The following is an 18,461-nucleotide window of genomic DNA, read 5'->3' on the forward strand; positions in this document are numbered from 1 at the left end:
TCGATAGGAAACAATACCGTCGTATTAAAACCATAATGTGTGGCAAGGATCTTCGCCATCATCGGCATAGATTCCTCAGACCTATACTCATCGTCACCTGAGATCAACACGATATTTTTGCCTTTTCTAGGCCCATCTTTCCCTTCAAAATGTAAGAAAGTAGTGCCATTTTGGGCTGAAACACAGGAAATTGAAATAACTGCCAGCAAAATCACTAAATACGCAGGCTTGTTGAGAGATTTATTATTCATGGTTTTTTAAAGAATGAATTCGGAAAATAGTAAATCTTTCAAGGGTTTTCGTCCTGAAAGCAAATTTCTATTTCGGTATCGATTCCGTTAATTCTTTCTCCTTTCAACAAAAAAATGAAAAGAGTAGCGGCAAAAAATCCCTACTTTCTCATCCGCAATACAATTCGAACTCCCAAAATACCTTCATAATATGCAAAAGGACAGAAGAAACTTTCTCAAAACTGGTTCACTAGCCGCTTTCGGACTCAGTGGAATTTCAATCATCCCATCCTCAGTGCTAGGCAAATCCATGGGTCATATAGCTCCAAGCGATAAAGTAAATCTTGCCTGTTGTGGTATCGGAAATAGAGGAGCTCAGATAATGGAAGCTCTCTACGCCACCGGCCTATGTAATATCGTAGCACTTTGTGATGTAGATATGGGAGCTCCGCATACCACCGCGATGATGAACAAGTTTCCGAATGCCAAGCGTTTCCAGGACTTCAGAACGATGTTTGATGAGTTTGGAAATGGATTTGAAGCTATTACGGTAGGAACCCCTGATTTTTCCCATTTCCCTATTACCATGCTAGCGATGTCAGAAGGCAAGCATGTCTATACAGAAAAGCCAATGGCTCGTACATTCAATGAGGTTTCGCTCATGATGGATAGTGCCAAAAGACATAATGTGGTCACTCAAATGGGTAACCAAGGACACTCAGAAGCCAACTACTTCCAGTTCAAAGCTTGGAAAGAAGCTGGAATCATCAAGGATGTGACCGCAGTGACAGCTCATATGAACAGCCCAAGAAGATGGCATGGATGGGATGTGAATATGCAAAGTTTCCCAAAAGCTGAGGCTATTCCTTCCACAATGGATTGGGATACCTGGATGATGGCAAGAAGTGAGCATGACTATAACAAAGATTTCATCAACGGCCAATGGAGATGCTGGTATGACTTCGGAATGGGTGCTTTGGGAGACTGGGGAGCACATACCATGGACACGGTACACGAGTTTTTAGATTTAGGCCTTCCCTACGAGGTGGATCCAGTGATGCTCAGAGGTCACAATCCTTTCTTCTTCCCAATGTCATCCACTCTTGCGTTCAAATTCCCGGAGCGCGGAGATATGCCTGCATTGACGATGACTTGGTATGATGGTGTAGACAATGTTCCTCCGGTACCTGCTGACTATGGAACATCAGAATTGAATGCTGATATTCCAGCTGCGAGCAACGGTCAAATCCAGCCTGCTAAACTGAACCCAGGTAAAATCATCTATGGTAAAGACCTTACGTTCAAAGGTGGATCTCATGGCAGCACGCTTTCCATTATTGGAGAGGAAAAAGCTAAAGACATGGCTAGTAAACTTCCTGAAGTACCAGAAAGTCCTTCAAATCACTTTGCAAACTTCTTGAAAGCATGTAAAGGAGAAGAGCAAACACGTTCCCGATTCGAAATTGCGGGACCACTAAGTCAGGTATTCTGCTTAGGTGTATTAGCCCAACAGTTAAATACAACGTTGAAATTTGACAGAGAAACACAACGTGTTACGAATAACCCTTTGGCAAATCAACTGCTGGGCGGTGAAGTACCTAGAAAAGGCTGGGAAGAGTATTATACTCTTTAAGAAAAAAGATATTTAAAGTCAAAAGCTGAAACGAGAAATCGCTTCAGCTTTTTTATTTTCAAACCACGAAGCTCACAAAGGTTTCGCAAAGACCACAGTCTACTTTCCATAAGATAGACCTCAATTCTTTCCTTGATATTTAATCAAAAGGATTGAATATCAAGGAGACTTTGTCAATTCGGGAGCCTCGTCAATCGTAATTCTAAAATCGTAGATTAAAATTTAGGGCAAGGAAGCAGAGTATCTCTTCGCTGTGGTTTTCCTTGGTTGCTATTTGGCAAAGTCCAAGACAAGCTCAACTCATGCGCTCCACCTGACTGAATACCTAATTGTGAAACTGTGTAATCAAAGCTGTAGCCGACATTTAACCCAGAAAGTAGGTTCAAGCCAACCATCATAACAATTGCATCACGATTACTTTGTTGTTCCACCTTTTTGTATGGAAGTCCTCTGTACCAAACACCGAAAACAATTGGCTCAACATAAAAATAAGCTCCTACATCCAGTTGCTCAAAAGGCCCCTGCTTTTTATAATTAATAGTGGGAGTTAAATAACGCTGCTTTCTTATGTGAGTAAAATCGCTTCTCATGGAACCTTCACCCAAAGAAATTCTGTAGCCCGCATGTGCAGAAAACTTTACAGGCAGTGGACTATCGCCATTTATAAACGATTGATTAGGCTGATTTACATGATGGGCTGATCCACCTATCCAAAAATCTTCCGTAAAAAACAGTCCTCCGAAGGAAAGTGAAAGCATATTGACAGGATCACCTAAACCAGCGATATCACTTCCAGGGAATATAGGACCAAATGGATCGTTTGGATTGATTTGATTGGCGAAAATCAGATTTTCATAAAAGCCAATCTCTCTACGAATATAGCTTGCCTGAAATCCAGGGCGAAAATAAGTCTTTTCTCCTAACTTCAACTCGTAAGAATACAGCGCTGAAATGGTGGTAGAGCGTAGCTTGGAAGCTCCCTCGGTATCCTGCATAACCATTACGCCTATCCCAGAGTTATAATCATTCAGGTAAGTATCGTAATACGCCGAAAAAGTAGTGAATTGTGCATCGATACTAGGCCATTGATTCCTATAGTTGAACCCCACACGGCCAGTCAACTCAGATCCTGCAAAAGCTGGATTTAAGTAAAGAGGTGCCGCATAATATTGGCTATATTGCGGGTCCTGTGCATAAGCATTGGTCCCAATAAATAGTCCAACCACACAAAGAAAAACAACGTAAACCAGAGACCGTAACAAGTATTTGTTCGTTAATTTGAATATTCAGTAGGCTTCTTCAACGTTACAGAACGTATGTTGTTTTAGAAGCATTTCGAAAATTATGAAAAGCAGCCCTAATTCCATAAGGTTACCCTACATTTTTACTATTGCCCTCCTATTTACAACTTTTGTAATTAATACTGTTGTCTATTCGCAGGGATTTAACAGCAATGAGTGGATTTTTGGATATTGTGGTGGCGCTACAGAAAACAATTACTTATCCTTCGGAAAAGGCAATTCGCCTACTGTTCAGTCAATTCCAGGATCAATTGTCTTCACGAAAAACAATTCTGCCTTAGCAATTGATCCGATTTCCGGGCAACCCTTTTTTCTTACAAATGGCGAGTTGGTTTATGATTTCAGTGAGAATCCAATCCAAGGTGTGGGTTCAGGCCTAAATGGAAATATCGATGGTGTCCAACAAGTCGCCACTGGGTTTTTAGAATATGACCCAGCTGGCAACAAACTCTTCTATATTTTCTATTTATCTCTCAGTGGAGATTTACAATATGCTGTGGTAGACATGAATGCCCCTGGCCAAGCGACAGGAAATGAAAGGCCATTGGGAGAAATCACATCCAAAGACAATTCAATTGGTAATGGCTCTGGCGCACTGTTAGTTGTGAAAAGTCCTTCATCTCCTTCCTATTTGATCAGTTTCGATAATGGAAATCTAATCTCACGGAGTATAGGTGCGAGCGAGGGGAGTTTTTCAACTACAGACAGCCAAGCGATTTCGTCTACCCCAAAGCAAATTGTCTTCAATGAAGAAACCAGTCAATTAATCATCATACCTGAGTCTGACTCGGATCCTATTTTAGTACTGAATTTTAACACAAGCGGAGGATCATTTGGATCTCCAACTCCTATCTCCCAATCTTCAGGAATCGGAAGTTATGGCGGAGCAGAGTTTTCTCCTGACGGAAATTACATTTATTATTCAGCTGGAGATTCCTTACTCAGAGTGCCTACAGCTGATTTATCGGCAACTCCGGAAGTAATGCCAATCGCTGGTCCCGGCACTCCACCTGCAGGCATTTTCGCAGTCTATGACATCAAAGCTGGCCCTGATGGAAGTCTTTATTACTTGTATGAAGAAGTGGATGGCGGTCCGCAAATGATGGGAAAAGTGACCAATCCGAACGAAGCGGATTTGACCTTGATAGAAGTGGAGGAAGACCCGTTTTCCGGGACAGATTTTTGTGGTACAGTTTTCCCATCTTTTGCTCCAAACGCAGATATAGAACCCACAGTCGATTTCACTTGGGCTCCAGACATGCCATGTGCCAATAACCCAGTCCAACTTACTTCTGTTTTAACCCCTGAGAACTACAGACCTGTAAGTTTCCATTGGGCATTTGATCCTCCACTCCGTGATTCGACAGGGAATGAGTTACCTGCTGATTACACTCAGGAGCATTTTCTTATCCCAGCTGACGCAGCACAGGAAACAAGTTTAAATGTCATCCTCACAGTTACTTTTGCAGATGGAGAGACTAAGGAAGTCAATCATACGATCTCGCTGACCAAAAATGACTTAAAAGCTAATTTCTCTCCTCAAGATACTACACTCTGTGAATCTTGCATAGATATTGGCCCATTGCTATCAGCTCAAAAAGGTGAAGAAGATGGAGGCGGTGTAGGTAGTGGACAGGGCGGAGAAGACAATTATGAATATTTCTGGTCTAATTATCGAAACGAAGGCTGGACCGATAGAAAAGATAATCTGGTATGTAAACCAGGATTGTATTGGGCTTTAGTTCGTGAGCCTGGTTCCTCTTGCTATGCATATGCTGAGATTCGAGTTAAAATGTGGGACGTGCAAGACCAAACCAACAATATTTGGTACTTCGGAGATGGCGCTGGTTTGGATTTCAACCCAGATCCTGACGACCCTGACGCACCTACTCCACGACCAATAGCATCCCGACATCCACAAAATATCCCTGCTGGAACTACTACTATTTCTAGTCAAGACGGTCAAGTGCTTTTCTATACGGACGGGCAATCTGTATGGGACCTTAATGGAGACTTGATGCAAAACGGCAATGATATAGGCGGTGAAAACTCTAGTAGCCAAGGGGTGATCGCTGTTCCAGTTCCAGGAGAAGAAACACTCTTTTACCTCTTCACCACACAAGTAGCCGCAAATGGAGAAAATGTAGCTAAATACTCACTGGTCGATATCAAATCTGAAAACCCAACCGGAGTAGGAAATGTAGTCACTAAAGACAATTTCCTCTTTAGTCCTTCCACTGAGCATTCCGCAGCTTTGGATGCAGGAGACACCACCTGGGTAATGTATCATGAGCTAGGCAATAATACCTTCCGAGCATATCCTATTTCAGCTAGTGGCATCGGTCAGCCAATCCTCAGTTCTGTAGGAAGCAATCATGGTTTTAATTCGGGAGTAGGAGCTATGAAATTCAACTCTGATGGTGACCAAGTAGCAGTCACGATTACCGAAGGAGGCTGTAACAAAGTCGAAATTTTTGATTTTGACAGTGAAACAGGAGAAATGAGTGAATATGCCCGAATTGACTTAGGCTGTAATGGTGAAGTATACGGATTAGAGTTTTCTGAAGATGGGGAACGAGTTCTAGTCTCCTATTTAAATGGCGGACCGGGAATAGAAGAGTTCATCATCAAAGCCAATGATAACGATGATCCTGATGCGGCTATTTGTCCTTCTTGCTTTAATGGAGCCAAGACTAGAGCACAAATAGAAGCCTGTATCATCAGTACCAAAAAGCAAATCAGTCAAACAGCTGGACTTAATCTTGGTGCATTACAAATCGGGCCCAATGGTCAAATCTATGCAGCAGTAGTCGGTGACAATAGGATAGGACAAATCAACGTAGGTTCTGGCTGTAATTCTCAAAGTACCTTCACTCAAGATGGCGTAGAAGCCATGCCTGGCACATCCAATTTGGGGTTACCTTCTTTTGTACAAAACTCAGGGAGTTCAATACCGGAACCTAGCCTCGCTGCTCCATTAAGACTTTGTTTGGATCCTGAGCTTGGCGCTGGAGCGCTTCTCGAAGGCGGTGGAGAACCTGATATTGACAGCTATTTCTGGACCATCACCAACAATGACGATGGTACCATTATCCGAAATGACTATGGTGGACCTGGAGATGAATTCCAAAACTTGGATCAGATTTTCAATGCCCCTGGTACGTACACGATAGATCTTAGAGTGGACAGGTGTGGTGATCCAGAGTATTTCCGCGCGAGTACTGAGATCTTGGTAGAAGCGCCACCAGAATTGACTTTGGCAGATGATGCTACTCTGTGTGCTGGCAATCCTGTTACCTTGACAGCAATAGAAGGATATGACCCTGCTGAGGGTTTATATGATTTCCAATGGACAAATGCTGCTGGGCAAGTTTTCGGTGATGAAAATTCTAATGAAATCATCGTCGATGAGGAAAGTATTTATACCGTCAACGTGAGCTACAGATTGCCAGAGGGACTTTCGGATGACGAAGCATTACTTTATGAAACATGTCCTTCGACTGCAGAGATTTTCGTAGGGCCTGCTTTCGAATTTGATCTTACTCAGACTGCAACGGAAGTTTGCTATGAAGAAACTACGGTGACTTTTGCACCGAATACCCCAATCACCGGCGAATGGTTTTACGAACTAAATGGTGATCCAAACCGAGTAGCTTTAGGTGAGTTCTTTGAGCTTGAGCTTTATATCAATTCTCTTCCTGGACCTGGAGATTACGTAATTATTTTTGTTACTCTGGATCCTATTCTGGCTGAATGTACTATTGAGAAGAAGTTAGATTTACGTGTGAATGAACTACCTCTCTTCACTGCTGTGCAAACGACTCCAGCTACGGATTGTAACACACCGGATGGATCATTTGAGATCACCATGCAGGCAGATGCGGAAACATTAACTGTTTTAGAAACAGGAGATACTTTCTCAACTGTACTCTCAGGGAATTCTATTCAAGTAACTGGATTACTTCCTGGAATTTATACCGTTGAAGCAGAAAATAGTGCTGGCTGTACATACACTGCGTCTGTCACTGTAGAGAATAGCAATCCTCCTGCTGGCTTTGAATACACCATTACTCCAACCGATGAAATATGTGGCCCTTCTGGAGTTCAAAATGGCTTGCTTACTGTAGATTTCACTAATTCTCCTCAGTCTGGCACTTACACAGTAACTAGACAGGGTGATGGTCAAGTTTTCCAAGGCACATTCTCTACTACTAGTCAGTTTGATATTATTGTTCCTTATGGAGATTATGCGGTTGAGATTCAAGACCCCACTGGCTGCGCCATTCCAGATCCGACTATTTATAATATAGCTCAGAAATTCGAAGTAGTGTTTTCGGTTCCTTCAGACTTAACTGCCTGTGAAAGTTTCACTTTCACCCCTACTTCTCCTGATGGATTAACTTACACAGTAACCAATTCCACAGGAACTATCATTTCTCCAGATGCAAATGGAGAGTTTAAACTCACGCTATCTGATACCTATACGGTCAGAGGTGAAGATCCTAATGGTGTAAATTGTCCAAGAGAAGAAACGATTGTGGCAAACATCACACAACCAATTGATTTCGAAATTTCACCACCAATTGTCGATTGCCAAGTAGGCGTTCAATACGAAGCAATTTTGAATAATGTAGCTCCTGCAGACGTAATTTTCCTTTGGAAAGACAATTCTGGTGTGATCGTGGGAAGAAGACAAACATTTGTTCCTAGCAGATCAGGAGATTATACCTTGGAAGTACAACCTGTATCTGGAGGGCTATGTCCGCTTGACAAGAAGTCATTTACAGCAGAAGTTATTTCCCAAAGAGTAGATGTTAGCTTGGACATTGTACCGTTCTGCATAGAGCAAACGAGTACTACCATTACGATAGTAGCAGATATGACCAATGTGGCAGATATAGAGTGGTATTCTGTGGTCAACGGTACAAGGACTAGAATACCTGCATTTGATGGATTACCAATCATTGAGGTGTCGCAGGAAGGAACTTATGAAGTTTTATTGAGAAGCAGTATAGGGTGCGATTTAGGTCGTGCCAACGGGGTGGTAGCGAAGTCTACTATCATTCCACCAGTAGTTCCGGTAGGATTTACGATTTGTGCTATTGAAGGCGTCACTCAGTCCATTGACCCGGGTGTATACGATAATTACTCTTGGAAGCTAAATGGCGTGGAAGTTTCGCAAGACCCGATATTCACTCCGACCGAAGGTGGTATTTATGAACTTACGGTTTCCGATAATTTGGGCTGTGAATACATTGCAACCTTCGACGTATTGGAAGATTGTTCCTTGAAAATAGTCTTTCCTAATGGAGTGGTTCTGAATGATCCGAATAGAAATTTTATCCTTTATGCAAATGAATATATCGATGATATAGAAGTCTATATTTATAATCGTTGGGGGGAATTAATTTTCTATTGTGAGCACGAAAATGTAGAACCTAGACAACCTTTCTGCCCTTGGGACGGACAAGTACGAGGAGAATATGTTCCAAACGGAACATATGCGGTGGTTGTCAAGTTTACTAGCAAAGACCAGAACAAAACCGAAAAATTAACCAAAGCGATTACAGTAATTCAATAGTATGCTTATCCTGATTTCACCAGCGAAAACGCTGGACTATAGTAGTCCAAATTTCACCGAGTCAACACAACCTGATTTTCAAACTGATACTCGCTCATTAGTGAGAATCATGAAAAAGAAATCAGCCAAGGAAATAGGCGAGCTAATGCATATCTCTGAAAACCTGGCGGAGTTGAATGAGGAGCGTTTTAAGACTTTTCAGAAGGATTTCACTTTTGAAAATTCGAAACAAGCGTTATTGGCTTTCAAAGGAGACGTCTATACCAAAATTGATGTGGAGGAGTTTTCTAAGGAGGAGTTTGACTTTGCGCAAGAGCATCTACGAATACTTTCAGGATTATATGGCTTGCTGAAACCTCTTGATTTAATACAGCCTTATCGATTGGAGATGGGGATTAGACTGGAGAATAAAAAAGGAAAAAATCTCTATGAATTTTGGGACAATAAAATCGCTAAAGCAATCAACGAAGCTGCAAATGGTCAAACTATTATAAATCTTGCTTCCCAGGAATACTTCAAAGCCGTACATCAGAAATCTTTAAAAAGTCCTTTGATCAATATTGAATTCAAAGAATTTAAAGACGACAGCTACAAAATCATCGGCTTTTTTGCCAAGCAGGCAAGAGGAATGATGAGTAATTTCGCTATTAAACACAGAATTACTAATCCTGAAGAATTGAAGACTTTCAATGAAGGTGGATATGAGTATTCTGATAAGTTGAGTGATCAAAATAACTGGGTTTTTGTAAGATAATTACTCAAATCGCTTGATCCCTTATACGAGGACACCTCAAATATTTTTTCGACTGTATAAAACTGTAACTTAGAGGCAGTAAATAAAACTTCATAGCCCATATTTTGACCCGAGCATCCTTTAAAATACTGTCAGTTGCCTTATTCACCCTTTTGGTGAGTTTCGTTGCCGATGCGTCATTGGATAAAATGTACAAGGATGGCAATGATGCACTGAGAACACAACTAAATCTTGGTGATCCTGAGCTGATCGGCCCTGGTATGCTTTGTAATATTTCAGGTACGGTGGTCGGGAGTTTTAGCGGTGCTGGAGATCCAGTTACCGACCTCTATGAATGGAAAATATATGGACCTTCCGGTGATCTCTTATTTTCTAAGACTCCCGGGGAATTTCAAAAAATCGATTACACATTTATTACTAATGGTTCCCACAGAATAGAGCTAGGAGTGAGTCGTGGGGGGATTCCAATAGCCAAACTTAGCAAAGTTGTAGAGGTCATTCAAAAACCTGTAAAGCTACTCTCTAATGAGTACATCTCCTGCTCATCAAGCCCTCTAGAAATTCAAGCAATAGACCCTTCAAGCAGTAACTTTTCATCTTATAAATTTGAATGGAAAAATGGGGCGGGCACCGTTGTTTCTACTTCGAATACCTTGATTACAACGGATGAGGGAGATTTTACTGTGAAGTATTTTATTGAAAGCCCGTCAGGAGAAAAAACATGTGAGGCTTTATTGACCACCAAGGTTTCAAATATTTCCACCATAGTGATTGAAAGTTCGGATACAGGAGTTTGTATAGACAGCGAAATTTCTTTTGTAACTAATCCCCAACTGACGGGAGAATGGTTTGTCCAAAAAACTGGGGATCCTTCAAAAAAATCTTTTGGAATTAGAAACTCCTTAACTATTCGACCAGGGTCAGATTTAATTGGTTTTGGCGATTATGAAGTTTCGTTTTTATTATCCAATACCTTAAACCCAGCCTGCGCACCAGAGGGAAAAATAAATTTCCGCTTTAATCCTGAGCCTATTTTTGTCTTTGAATCCGCAGATACCTCAAGCGGATGTCTTCAAGCAGATGGTAAGCTGGTGATGAGAGCCGTGACGGATTTAGATTTTATTAATATTGAAGGTACTGGACTTTCTTACGGTCCCTACGCAGCTGGAGATCTGATAGAAATCCCAGGTCTAAAATCCGGCACTTATAATTTAATTGGAGGCTTAGGTCCATGTATTAATTCATTAGGCTCAGTAGTACCCTTGAACAATCCACCACCAGCCTTGGAGTTTACGGTTGATGATATAATCGGAGAGTCTTGCACGGTAAATGGAAAAATTCCGGGGTCCTTTCAAGTGACTATGCTAAACGGAGCCAATCCCACTGCTTTTTACCGAGTGGTGAATGAAAAAGGGGGAGTAGCTATGAATCAAGTATTACCAAATTCTTCCGTATTTCGTGTGGATATTCCTGGAGGGATATACTTTTTTGAAATTTATGATGATAATGATAAGTGTATTTTGCCCAGTAGAACTGAGCTAATCATTCCTGGAAAAGATCAAACTACCTTTCAAGTCCCAAATACCATAAATATTTGTCAATCATTCAACTTGATACCTGAAACTTCTCAAGCTCTGATTTTCACCATCACACGCCCCGACTTAAGTATTGAAGTGAAAAATGCGGGGGAGGAAATTCTTTTGGATCAAAAAGGGGAATATAAAATTATTGGAACCTTGCCAAATCAGAGTGATGTATGTCCAACTGAAAAAATAATTGAAGTAGATTTAATAGATCCAGTAGATTTCGAAATCACTCTTGTCAGTGAAGATTGCACGGTGGGAAATAGAAGCTATGAAGCTAATATTTACTCTAGAGATCCTGCCACCGTATTATTTTTCTGGAGAAATGAGAAAGATGAAATTATCGGTACTAGCCAAAGGCTTGATCTCCCTCCTACTTCTTTTGGAAATTATTCGCTAGAGGTTCAGCCTGCCAATAGTAAAGCATGTCCTATTGCACCTAAAGCATTTCTTGCAAAAGAACCCGTTCTATCTGTGGATGTATCTTTGACAGCTACCAAACTTTGCGAATTTGGTCCAAAGGCGATTCTTAACATGAGCACCACTTTTCCAGAAGAAGTCACAGATGTAGAGTGGAGAAGATATGACAAGGATGGAAACATTGAGTTTCTCAATCAATATGACGACAAATACCAAATCGAAGTAGACACAGAAGGCACCTATGAGGCAGCCGTTTTCGCACGTGTGCCATCTCTGAATAAAAATTGCGAATTGGGTAGAACTACAATTCAACTAGATTTGACTCCCGACAAAGTCCTCTTTGATATTCCTACTGAGCTGACTGTATGTGACTTTTATGAACTTATCCCAAGCACCACGCAAGATTTAATTTTTTTCGTTACAACTCCATCTGGAGAAATCATCGAAAAAGCTGCTGGAGAAAGTTTTTCGATTGAAGAAGCCGGCGTATACACATTCTTGGCATATGATAGTAATAGCCCATCTGCTTTCTGTCCAGAACAGAAAGAGCTTATAGCTACAGTAGTAGATGCCGTAGATTTCAAACCCGTTCTTTTCGAAGAATCTTGTGATGGAAGTTCTACCTATCAGGCGTCAATCAGTAATTACGCAATTAGTGATGTTGATATACTTTGGAAGGATAAAGGCAATAATGAAGTGGGGACTGGCGAGTTCTTGACTATAATTATTCCGGGGGTTTATAGTTTGGAAGTACAGCCTTCAGGTGCGATCCCTTGCCACATAACCTCAATAACTTTTGAAGTTTTACCACCAGTGTTGTCTATAGATGTGCTACTCGTAGCAGAACCGCTTTGCCCTGATGCCACTTCCGCTGCATTGCGAGTTGAGACTGACTTTGAACAGGTAAGCAAAATAGAATGGTGGTTCACTGATGCAGAAGGAAATGCAATACTCCTTGCCAGTGAAACAAACAAAAGAGAAATTTTAGCTATCAAAGAAGGCACCTATGAAGTAAGGGTTTTCAATCAAGTGCCCTGTTTGTTAGGCTACGATAAAGCTTTAATAATGAGAAGTTCTGATACGAACAGACCTGTTGTTGAGGAAAATTTTCTGATATGCCCAAAATACGAAATTGCTCCAACGATTAATCCAGGCCAATTCGCAAGCTATGAATGGTTTTTTGAGGATCAACTAGTATCTACTAACTCAACATACAAACCACTTCTGATTGGGAATTTTCGTCTGATTGTCTACAGTGCAGAAGGTTGCGCTTATCAGACTGATTTTACTACTGAAGAGGAATGTGAACTGAGGGCAATCTACCCAAATGCTGTGCAGCCTGGCAATCCTGAGAAGGAGTTTTTGCTATATACTAACTATCTAATTGATGAATTAGATTTAGTAATAATGAATAAATGGGGGCAAGTGGTTTTCCAATGCACGCAAACAAACCTGATTTCTGAGGAATCTACCTGTTCTTGGGATGGTACTTACGGTGGAAAAGCCATTCCAAACGGAACATATGCAGTTCGGATCAATTTTAAGAATTACGAAAAAAACATCACAAAAACAGAGTTTGGCTCTGTCCTCATTATAGAATAGTAAATGAAACGGTTGATTAGGAAGGATTGAAATGTTTTTTTAAGTGCCATTGGTACCTACACAGACATTATAAAAACCTAATCAGGTTGGCGATTTCAGGTTATTAGTTACCGCAGAAGATAATCTATCCCAATGCAATGGTTTTGAGTGATCCTGAACGGAACTTTAGAGTGCTTCTGAGCGAAGGAGTGACCAATGCAGAACTATTTATTCTCAATCGTCAAGGAGAGCTTATTTTTCATGCCGCCTCAAGTGAGATACCAATCGCTATACCTGTACTAACATGGGATGGTAAATCCAATGGTAAGTGGGTTCCAACAGGTATTTACGTGGTGGATATTATGCTACGCAATTCAGTTTATGGGTTTGAAGAAAAAGAGGTAGGCTCATTGACTGTACTGGATTAAAGACAGAATTCAGAAGAATATTTTTTATTAGCGGGAAAGCTGAATGCAATATTTTTCCTATTTTTCCATCTTTACAATCGATTGTTCACAACCCAAAATTCTAAAACCTATCATATGACACAAACCATCAACAAAAGTGCGCTGTTCAATGCAAGCTGCTTTGCACTGATTACCACGGCTTTCACCTTCTCCATTCGAGCAGGAATACTACCTCAATTAGGGGCTGAGTTTAATCTATCCAATGAGCAACTTGGGTTTATCAACTCCATGTGGTTCTTAGGATTCCCAATTTCTATGATCTTAGGCGGTCTTCTTTACCATAAGGTTGGCCCAGCTAATATTATGAGAATTGCATTTGTGATGCACACGCTAGGTATCCTTCTTACAATCTTTGCAGGCGGCTATACTACCTTATTACTCTCTACACTATTTATTGGATTTGGAAATGGTTGTACTGAAGCTGCTTGTAATCCATTGATTGCAGATATGTACACTGGGGTAAAAATGAATAAAATGTTGAATCGATTCCACATGTGGTTCCCCGGCGGGATCGTAGTTGGAAGTTTGATTTCAAAGTTTATGACTGATTTTGGAGCTAGCTGGCAAATACAAATGTGGATATTAATGATCCCTACAGTGATTTATGCCGTATTATTCTTTGGCAAAGCATTCCCAAAACCACAAGTATCAGAAGCTACATCAATCCCTATGAACTTGAAGGCCATGATCTCTCCTTTGTTCATCTTCCTATTTGTAGCAATGGCATTTACTGCAATTACAGAGTTCGGCACAACACAATGGGCTAACGTAGTACTGAATAGCTCAGGAGCGAGCGGAATGCTTCTTCTTGCACTTACGACTGGCGTAATGGCTGTAGGCCGATACTTTGGGGGACCTTTGGTGGCAAAACTTGGACAGACAGGCGTACTTCTAGCAGGCGCAATAGTTGCGACCATAGGCATCTATATGTTCAGCACTGTGACAGGCCCTATGGCCTACGTAGCCGCAATTATTTTTGGCTTAGGCGTGTGTTATTTCTGGCCAGTAATGATCGGAGCTACTGCTCAAAGAGCTCCACTTACCGGAGCACTAGGTATGTCCATAATTGGTGGTGTAGGTATGTTCTCAAATTTCATTTTCAACCCAATTACTGGTAGATGGATTGATTCTGCACGAATTGCAAATGAAAAACTTGGTCTTACCGGAGATGCATTGGAATTAGCTACAGGTCAAGAAACCTTGCAGAAAATGATGATGTTCCCAGCGATATTAATTGTCTTATTTACTGTATTCTATTTCTGGCAAAGAGGAAAAAATCCTGATATTGCAGGTGCAGCACATTAAAAAAAGCAGCCTTCGGGCTGCTTTTTTTTTGCTCTTTTGAATTCAAGAAAGATCTAATCAAGAAGGGGATATACTATTCACAAGTATAGCTGGTGTACTCGTCCTTAAACAGTGACCAGATCTTGCCTGCGTCATCCCGATAAGTAATAGTCTGCGTTTTCTCTAAGATCTCAATATTGCCATTAGAAACGACTGTACTCCCATCTACCAGCACAATAGTACATGAGCCATTAATCTCCTTTACATCCTGCAGCAAATCACAGCCTGAAAGGGAGACACCAAAGAGTGACACAAGGAGGAGTTTTAAGAAAATAGTGTTGATCTGGCTTTTCATAGTAGAAGATCCGAAGTTGAGTAAAAATAACAATTGAATCAACTTATAGGACAACTAGTGCATAAAAAAGAAAAAGGTCTGATAATAATATCAGACCTTGTGACCTCGTCAAGATTCAAACTTGAAACCTCCTGAGCCGTAATCAGGTGCTCTATTCAGTTGAGCTACGAAGCCGAATTGGAATGCAAAGGTATTTAAAATTAGATTTTATGCAAGTACACCCACATAAGAAATTTATATTTTTTTGTAATGCCACTAGTTTCCACTTAAGAATAATTAAGATCAAAAAAGGGGTAAATCCTTTGGGATTTCCTATTTTTGCCCGCATTGAGTGCATTTTAAGTAAACCAATTTGATGAAAAAAATATACACCTTCCTGCTCGCTTTTCTTTTGATTCAAGGAGCCTTCGCTCAGGACAGTTTGCAAATCGCTAAAAAGCCAAAGACTCCTATCGGAGGCAGACCAAATATTCCAAGTGACCTGAAGTTCGAATTTGGCTTTAATCAACTCAACAACAGATCAGAAGACCTAGGCATCAGTTTCTTTGCCTCTCGTACTTTCAATGTTTACTATCAATATCCAGTCTCCATATTTGGAGATGCCTCTGGATTTACAATGGACATTGGCCTTGGTTTAGGAACTGACAAATACGCCTTCAAGGATGATCAAACCTTGTATAACAATCCTACTGCAGGTCCAGAATCTAGCGTCTTAAAAGACATCAAAGATGTGTTGGGAGATGACATTAACATCAGCAAGAATGTGGTCGCAGCAAATTACTTTGATATCCCGCTTGATTTCACGTACCACTTCAATAAAACCAACTATTCCAAAGGTTTTAAAGTAAGCGTAGGCGGTAAATTTGGTTACTTGTATGAATCACATACTAAAGTGAAATATGAGGACGCTAATAGCCTTAAACGACAAGTTAAAGATTCTCAGAATTATGGTTTTGAAAAATTCAGATACGGATTATCATTTAAGGCTGGTTCTCCAGGATTCTATGTATGGAGCTATTTCGGCTTGAATCAAGTATTTCAAAAAGGTCTGGGTCCAAATGATACCCAAGCTACTCAAGTCAACTTTGGTGTAGCTGTAAACGTTTTCTAAGGCTTTATTCTTTAAAGAAATTTAAACCGGGCAAATGCTCGGTTTTTTTATGCCCAAATCCAGCTAAACCCAATAAAACAAGTTGAAAAACCAAAGATCAATCCCACATAAAGCTCAACGGGTTTATGTGCATTTAGGTACAACCTAACGGTTCCTACCAAACCCGTCAACACCAATGAACCCAATAATGGATAAAGGGGCTGAAAATTGGGAAACTTGAGCCCTAGCACAAGTACAGCTGCAAGTAATCCGCCCATTCCTGTCATATGCGCTGACATTTTCCAGAAAAAAGTAACAATCGTCAGCACAAGTATAGCCAATGTAATGACACCCAGTACCTGCCACAGAATTGGATCAAACTCTTTCTTCTGATATAAAAAATATACGGTGAGTATGTAATAAATGCTAGTAACCGAGAACGGGATAGCTCTATCTTTCAATTCGGCCATGTGAACACTTTTGAGTGTCCCACTTAGCCGCAACCCAAACACAGTAACCATTGGAATAACCAAAGTAGATAAAGCTATTAGGTAAAATAATGAGCCCTTGAATGAGTCTGGAATACTAGTAGCTTCGGGAACAACAAATAGTACCAATCCAAAGACTAAAGTTGGAATGACCAATGGCTGTAAAAGGACTGAAACTATTAACGAAATAATCCTCCGCACTACAATTCCTTTCTTAATCTTGCTACAGGGATTTGCAGTTGCTCTCTGTATTTAGCCACAGTTCTTCGTGCAATGTTATATCCTTTACCGTTAAGCATTTTAACAAGCTTATCGTCTGAAAGTGGCTTCTTTTTATCCTCGGCATCCACCATGCTTTGCAGTACGGATTTAACTTCACGATTACTTACATCTTCTCCACTATCAGTAGCTATACCTTCAGAGAAGAAATATTTAAGCGGATAAACTCCAAACTCAGTCTGAATCGCTTTACTATTTGCAACTCTAGACACGGTAGAAATATCCATATCAATTCGCTCAGCGATGTCTTTCAAAATCATTGGGCGAAGATTAGTCTCATCTCCATCAATGAAAAACTCTTTTTGATACTGAAGAATTGCCTCCATTGTTCTTAAGAGGGTATTTTGCCGCTGTTTAATTGCATCAATAAACCACTTGGCTGCATCCAGCTTTTGCTTCACAAAAGTGACTGTATCCTTTAGCTTCTTATCTTTTTTATCACTCTTATCATACGCATCAAACATCTCAGAATAGGATCTGGAAATCCTCAACTCTGGCGCATTCTTAGAGTTTAAGCTTATCTCAAACTTGCCTGCTGTATTAGTAAGCATGAAATCTGGTATGATGTATTGCGTCCGAACCAAGCCATCAGCAACTCCTCCTGGCTTTGGATTAAGCTTAGTAATCAAATTAACAGCATCCTTGGTCTCTTCATCATTGAGATCACAACGCTTCTGAATCTTAGCATAATGCTTTTTGGTGAATTCATCAAAACAATCCTGCATAATCCTTAGCGCATTCTGCACTATTGGATCATCTGGATGCTCTTTGCGCTCAAGCTGAATAATAAGACACTCCTGAAGATTTCTGGAAGCTATACCCGCTGGATCAAAATTTTGGATTTTTCTCAAAATCTCCTCCAGCTCGTCAATATCGGTTTCAATATTTTGGCTGAAAGCCAAATCATTAATAATAGACTCTAAATCTCTACGGATGTATCCATCATTCTCAATACTTCCTATCAATTGCTCACCGATGATCTTTTTCCTATCGTCAAGTCTAAGGAAACTCAATTGAGAAACTAACTGCTCGTGAAGTGAGGATTGACTGGAAATAGGAATTTCTCGATCTTCCTCATCTGCATTGTAATTTCCATCACCTTGCATTTTATAACCACCATACTCATCGTCTAGATAGTCATCGATATTTACATCACGATCATCTTGCGGAGATTCCTCTTCATAATTATCTTCAAAGTCATCATCGGCACTGTCTTTTTCTTCTGTTTTGCCTTCTTCCAGCGCAGGATTAATCTCGAGTTCCTCTTCAATTCGAGTATCTAATTCGGCTGTCGGTACCTGCAGCAATTTGATAAATTGTATTTGCTGAGGTGAAAGCTTCTGGGAAAGTGATTGGCTAAGATTTAACTTTTGCATTCGGGATTGGGTAAAACCTGCTGTTAGGGTTCAAAAAAG

General features: G+C 40.6%; 11 protein-coding genes, 1 tRNA gene and 1 pseudogene. 7 read left to right on the plus strand and 6 right to left on the minus strand.

Features of this window, described 5'->3' with window-relative positions; all coding sequences use genetic code 11:
• Nucleotides 1-251: pseudogene (locus ESV85_RS00005) on the minus strand (hypothetical protein); the annotation flags it as partial.
• A gap of 190 nt (nt 252-441) precedes the next feature.
• Between ESV85_RS00005 and ESV85_RS00010 the strand changes: the two are divergent.
• Entirely contained in the window at nt 442-1,863 is a 1,422-nt protein-coding gene (locus tag ESV85_RS00010; RefSeq protein WP_146914245.1) for a Gfo/Idh/MocA family oxidoreductase, read from the plus strand.
• A gap of 215 nt (nt 1,864-2,078) precedes the next feature.
• Here the strand turns inward: ESV85_RS00010 and ESV85_RS00015 are convergent, their stop codons facing one another.
• A complete protein-coding gene (locus ESV85_RS00015) occupies nt 2,079-3,125 on the minus strand; it encodes a type IX secretion system membrane protein PorP/SprF (protein WP_146914246.1) in 1,047 nt (348 codons plus the stop codon).
• A gap of 82 nt (nt 3,126-3,207) precedes the next feature.
• On the opposite strand from ESV85_RS00015, the gene ESV85_RS00020 reads away from it, so the two are divergent.
• From ESV85_RS00020 to ESV85_RS00040, 5 genes are all read left to right on the plus strand, one after another.
• Nucleotides 3,208-8,745, plus strand: coding sequence for a gliding motility-associated C-terminal domain-containing protein (locus ESV85_RS00020; RefSeq protein ID WP_146914247.1), 5,538 nt, complete (start codon nt 3,208-3,210; stop codon nt 8,743-8,745).
• A gap of 1 nt (nt 8,746) precedes the next feature.
• Nucleotides 8,747-9,499 (plus strand): peroxide stress protein YaaA, encoded by a 753-nt coding sequence (gene yaaA, locus ESV85_RS00025; protein WP_146914248.1) that lies wholly within the window; start codon nt 8,747-8,749, stop codon nt 9,497-9,499.
• A gap of 104 nt (nt 9,500-9,603) precedes the next feature.
• Entirely contained in the window at nt 9,604-13,104 is a 3,501-nt protein-coding gene (locus ESV85_RS00030) for a gliding motility-associated C-terminal domain-containing protein (protein WP_146914249.1), read from the plus strand.
• A gap of 137 nt (nt 13,105-13,241) precedes the next feature.
• Nucleotides 13,242-13,511: a gliding motility-associated C-terminal domain-containing protein gene (locus tag ESV85_RS00035; RefSeq protein ID WP_146914250.1), complete on the plus strand. Its 270-nt coding sequence runs from the start codon at nt 13,242-13,244 to the stop codon at nt 13,509-13,511.
• A 114-nt stretch (nt 13,512-13,625) separates the two neighbouring features.
• Nucleotides 13,626-14,855: an MFS transporter gene (locus ESV85_RS00040; RefSeq protein ID WP_146914251.1), complete on the plus strand. Its 1,230-nt coding sequence runs from the start codon at nt 13,626-13,628 to the stop codon at nt 14,853-14,855.
• A gap of 73 nt (nt 14,856-14,928) precedes the next feature.
• On the opposite strand, the gene ESV85_RS00045 is transcribed toward ESV85_RS00040, so the two are convergent.
• Both ESV85_RS00045 and ESV85_RS00050 read right to left on the minus strand, forming a co-directional pair.
• On the minus strand, nt 14,929-15,189 hold the full coding sequence (locus ESV85_RS00045) for a hypothetical protein (protein ID WP_146914252.1): 261 nt from the start codon (nt 15,187-15,189) through the stop codon (nt 14,929-14,931).
• A 100-nt stretch (nt 15,190-15,289) separates the two neighbouring features.
• Nucleotides 15,290-15,363, minus strand: a tRNA-Arg gene (locus ESV85_RS00050).
• Nucleotides 15,364-15,544: 181 nt separating this feature from the next.
• Between ESV85_RS00050 and ESV85_RS00055 the strand changes: the two genes are divergently transcribed.
• Entirely contained in the window at nt 15,545-16,300 is a 756-nt protein-coding gene (locus tag ESV85_RS00055) for a porin family protein (protein ID WP_146914253.1), read from the plus strand.
• A gap of 47 nt (nt 16,301-16,347) precedes the next feature.
• Here the strand turns inward: ESV85_RS00055 and ESV85_RS22415 are convergent, their stop codons facing one another.
• Both ESV85_RS22415 and rpoN read right to left on the minus strand, forming a co-directional pair.
• Nucleotides 16,348-16,749: a PA-phosphatase gene (locus tag ESV85_RS22415; protein WP_223275874.1), complete on the minus strand. Its 402-nt coding sequence runs from the start codon at nt 16,747-16,749 to the stop codon at nt 16,348-16,350.
• Nucleotides 16,750-16,967: 218 nt separating this feature from the next.
• Complete coding sequence (gene rpoN / locus ESV85_RS00065) at nt 16,968-18,422, minus strand: RNA polymerase factor sigma-54 (RefSeq protein ID WP_146914255.1); 1,455 nt, start codon at nt 18,420-18,422, stop codon at nt 16,968-16,970.
• Nucleotides 18,423-18,461 lie beyond the last annotated feature (39 nt).

It is taken from the genome of Algoriphagus aquimarinus (genome assembly GCF_007997215.1).
Lineage (GTDB): Bacteria > Bacteroidota > Bacteroidia > Cytophagales > Cyclobacteriaceae > Algoriphagus > Algoriphagus aquimarinus_A.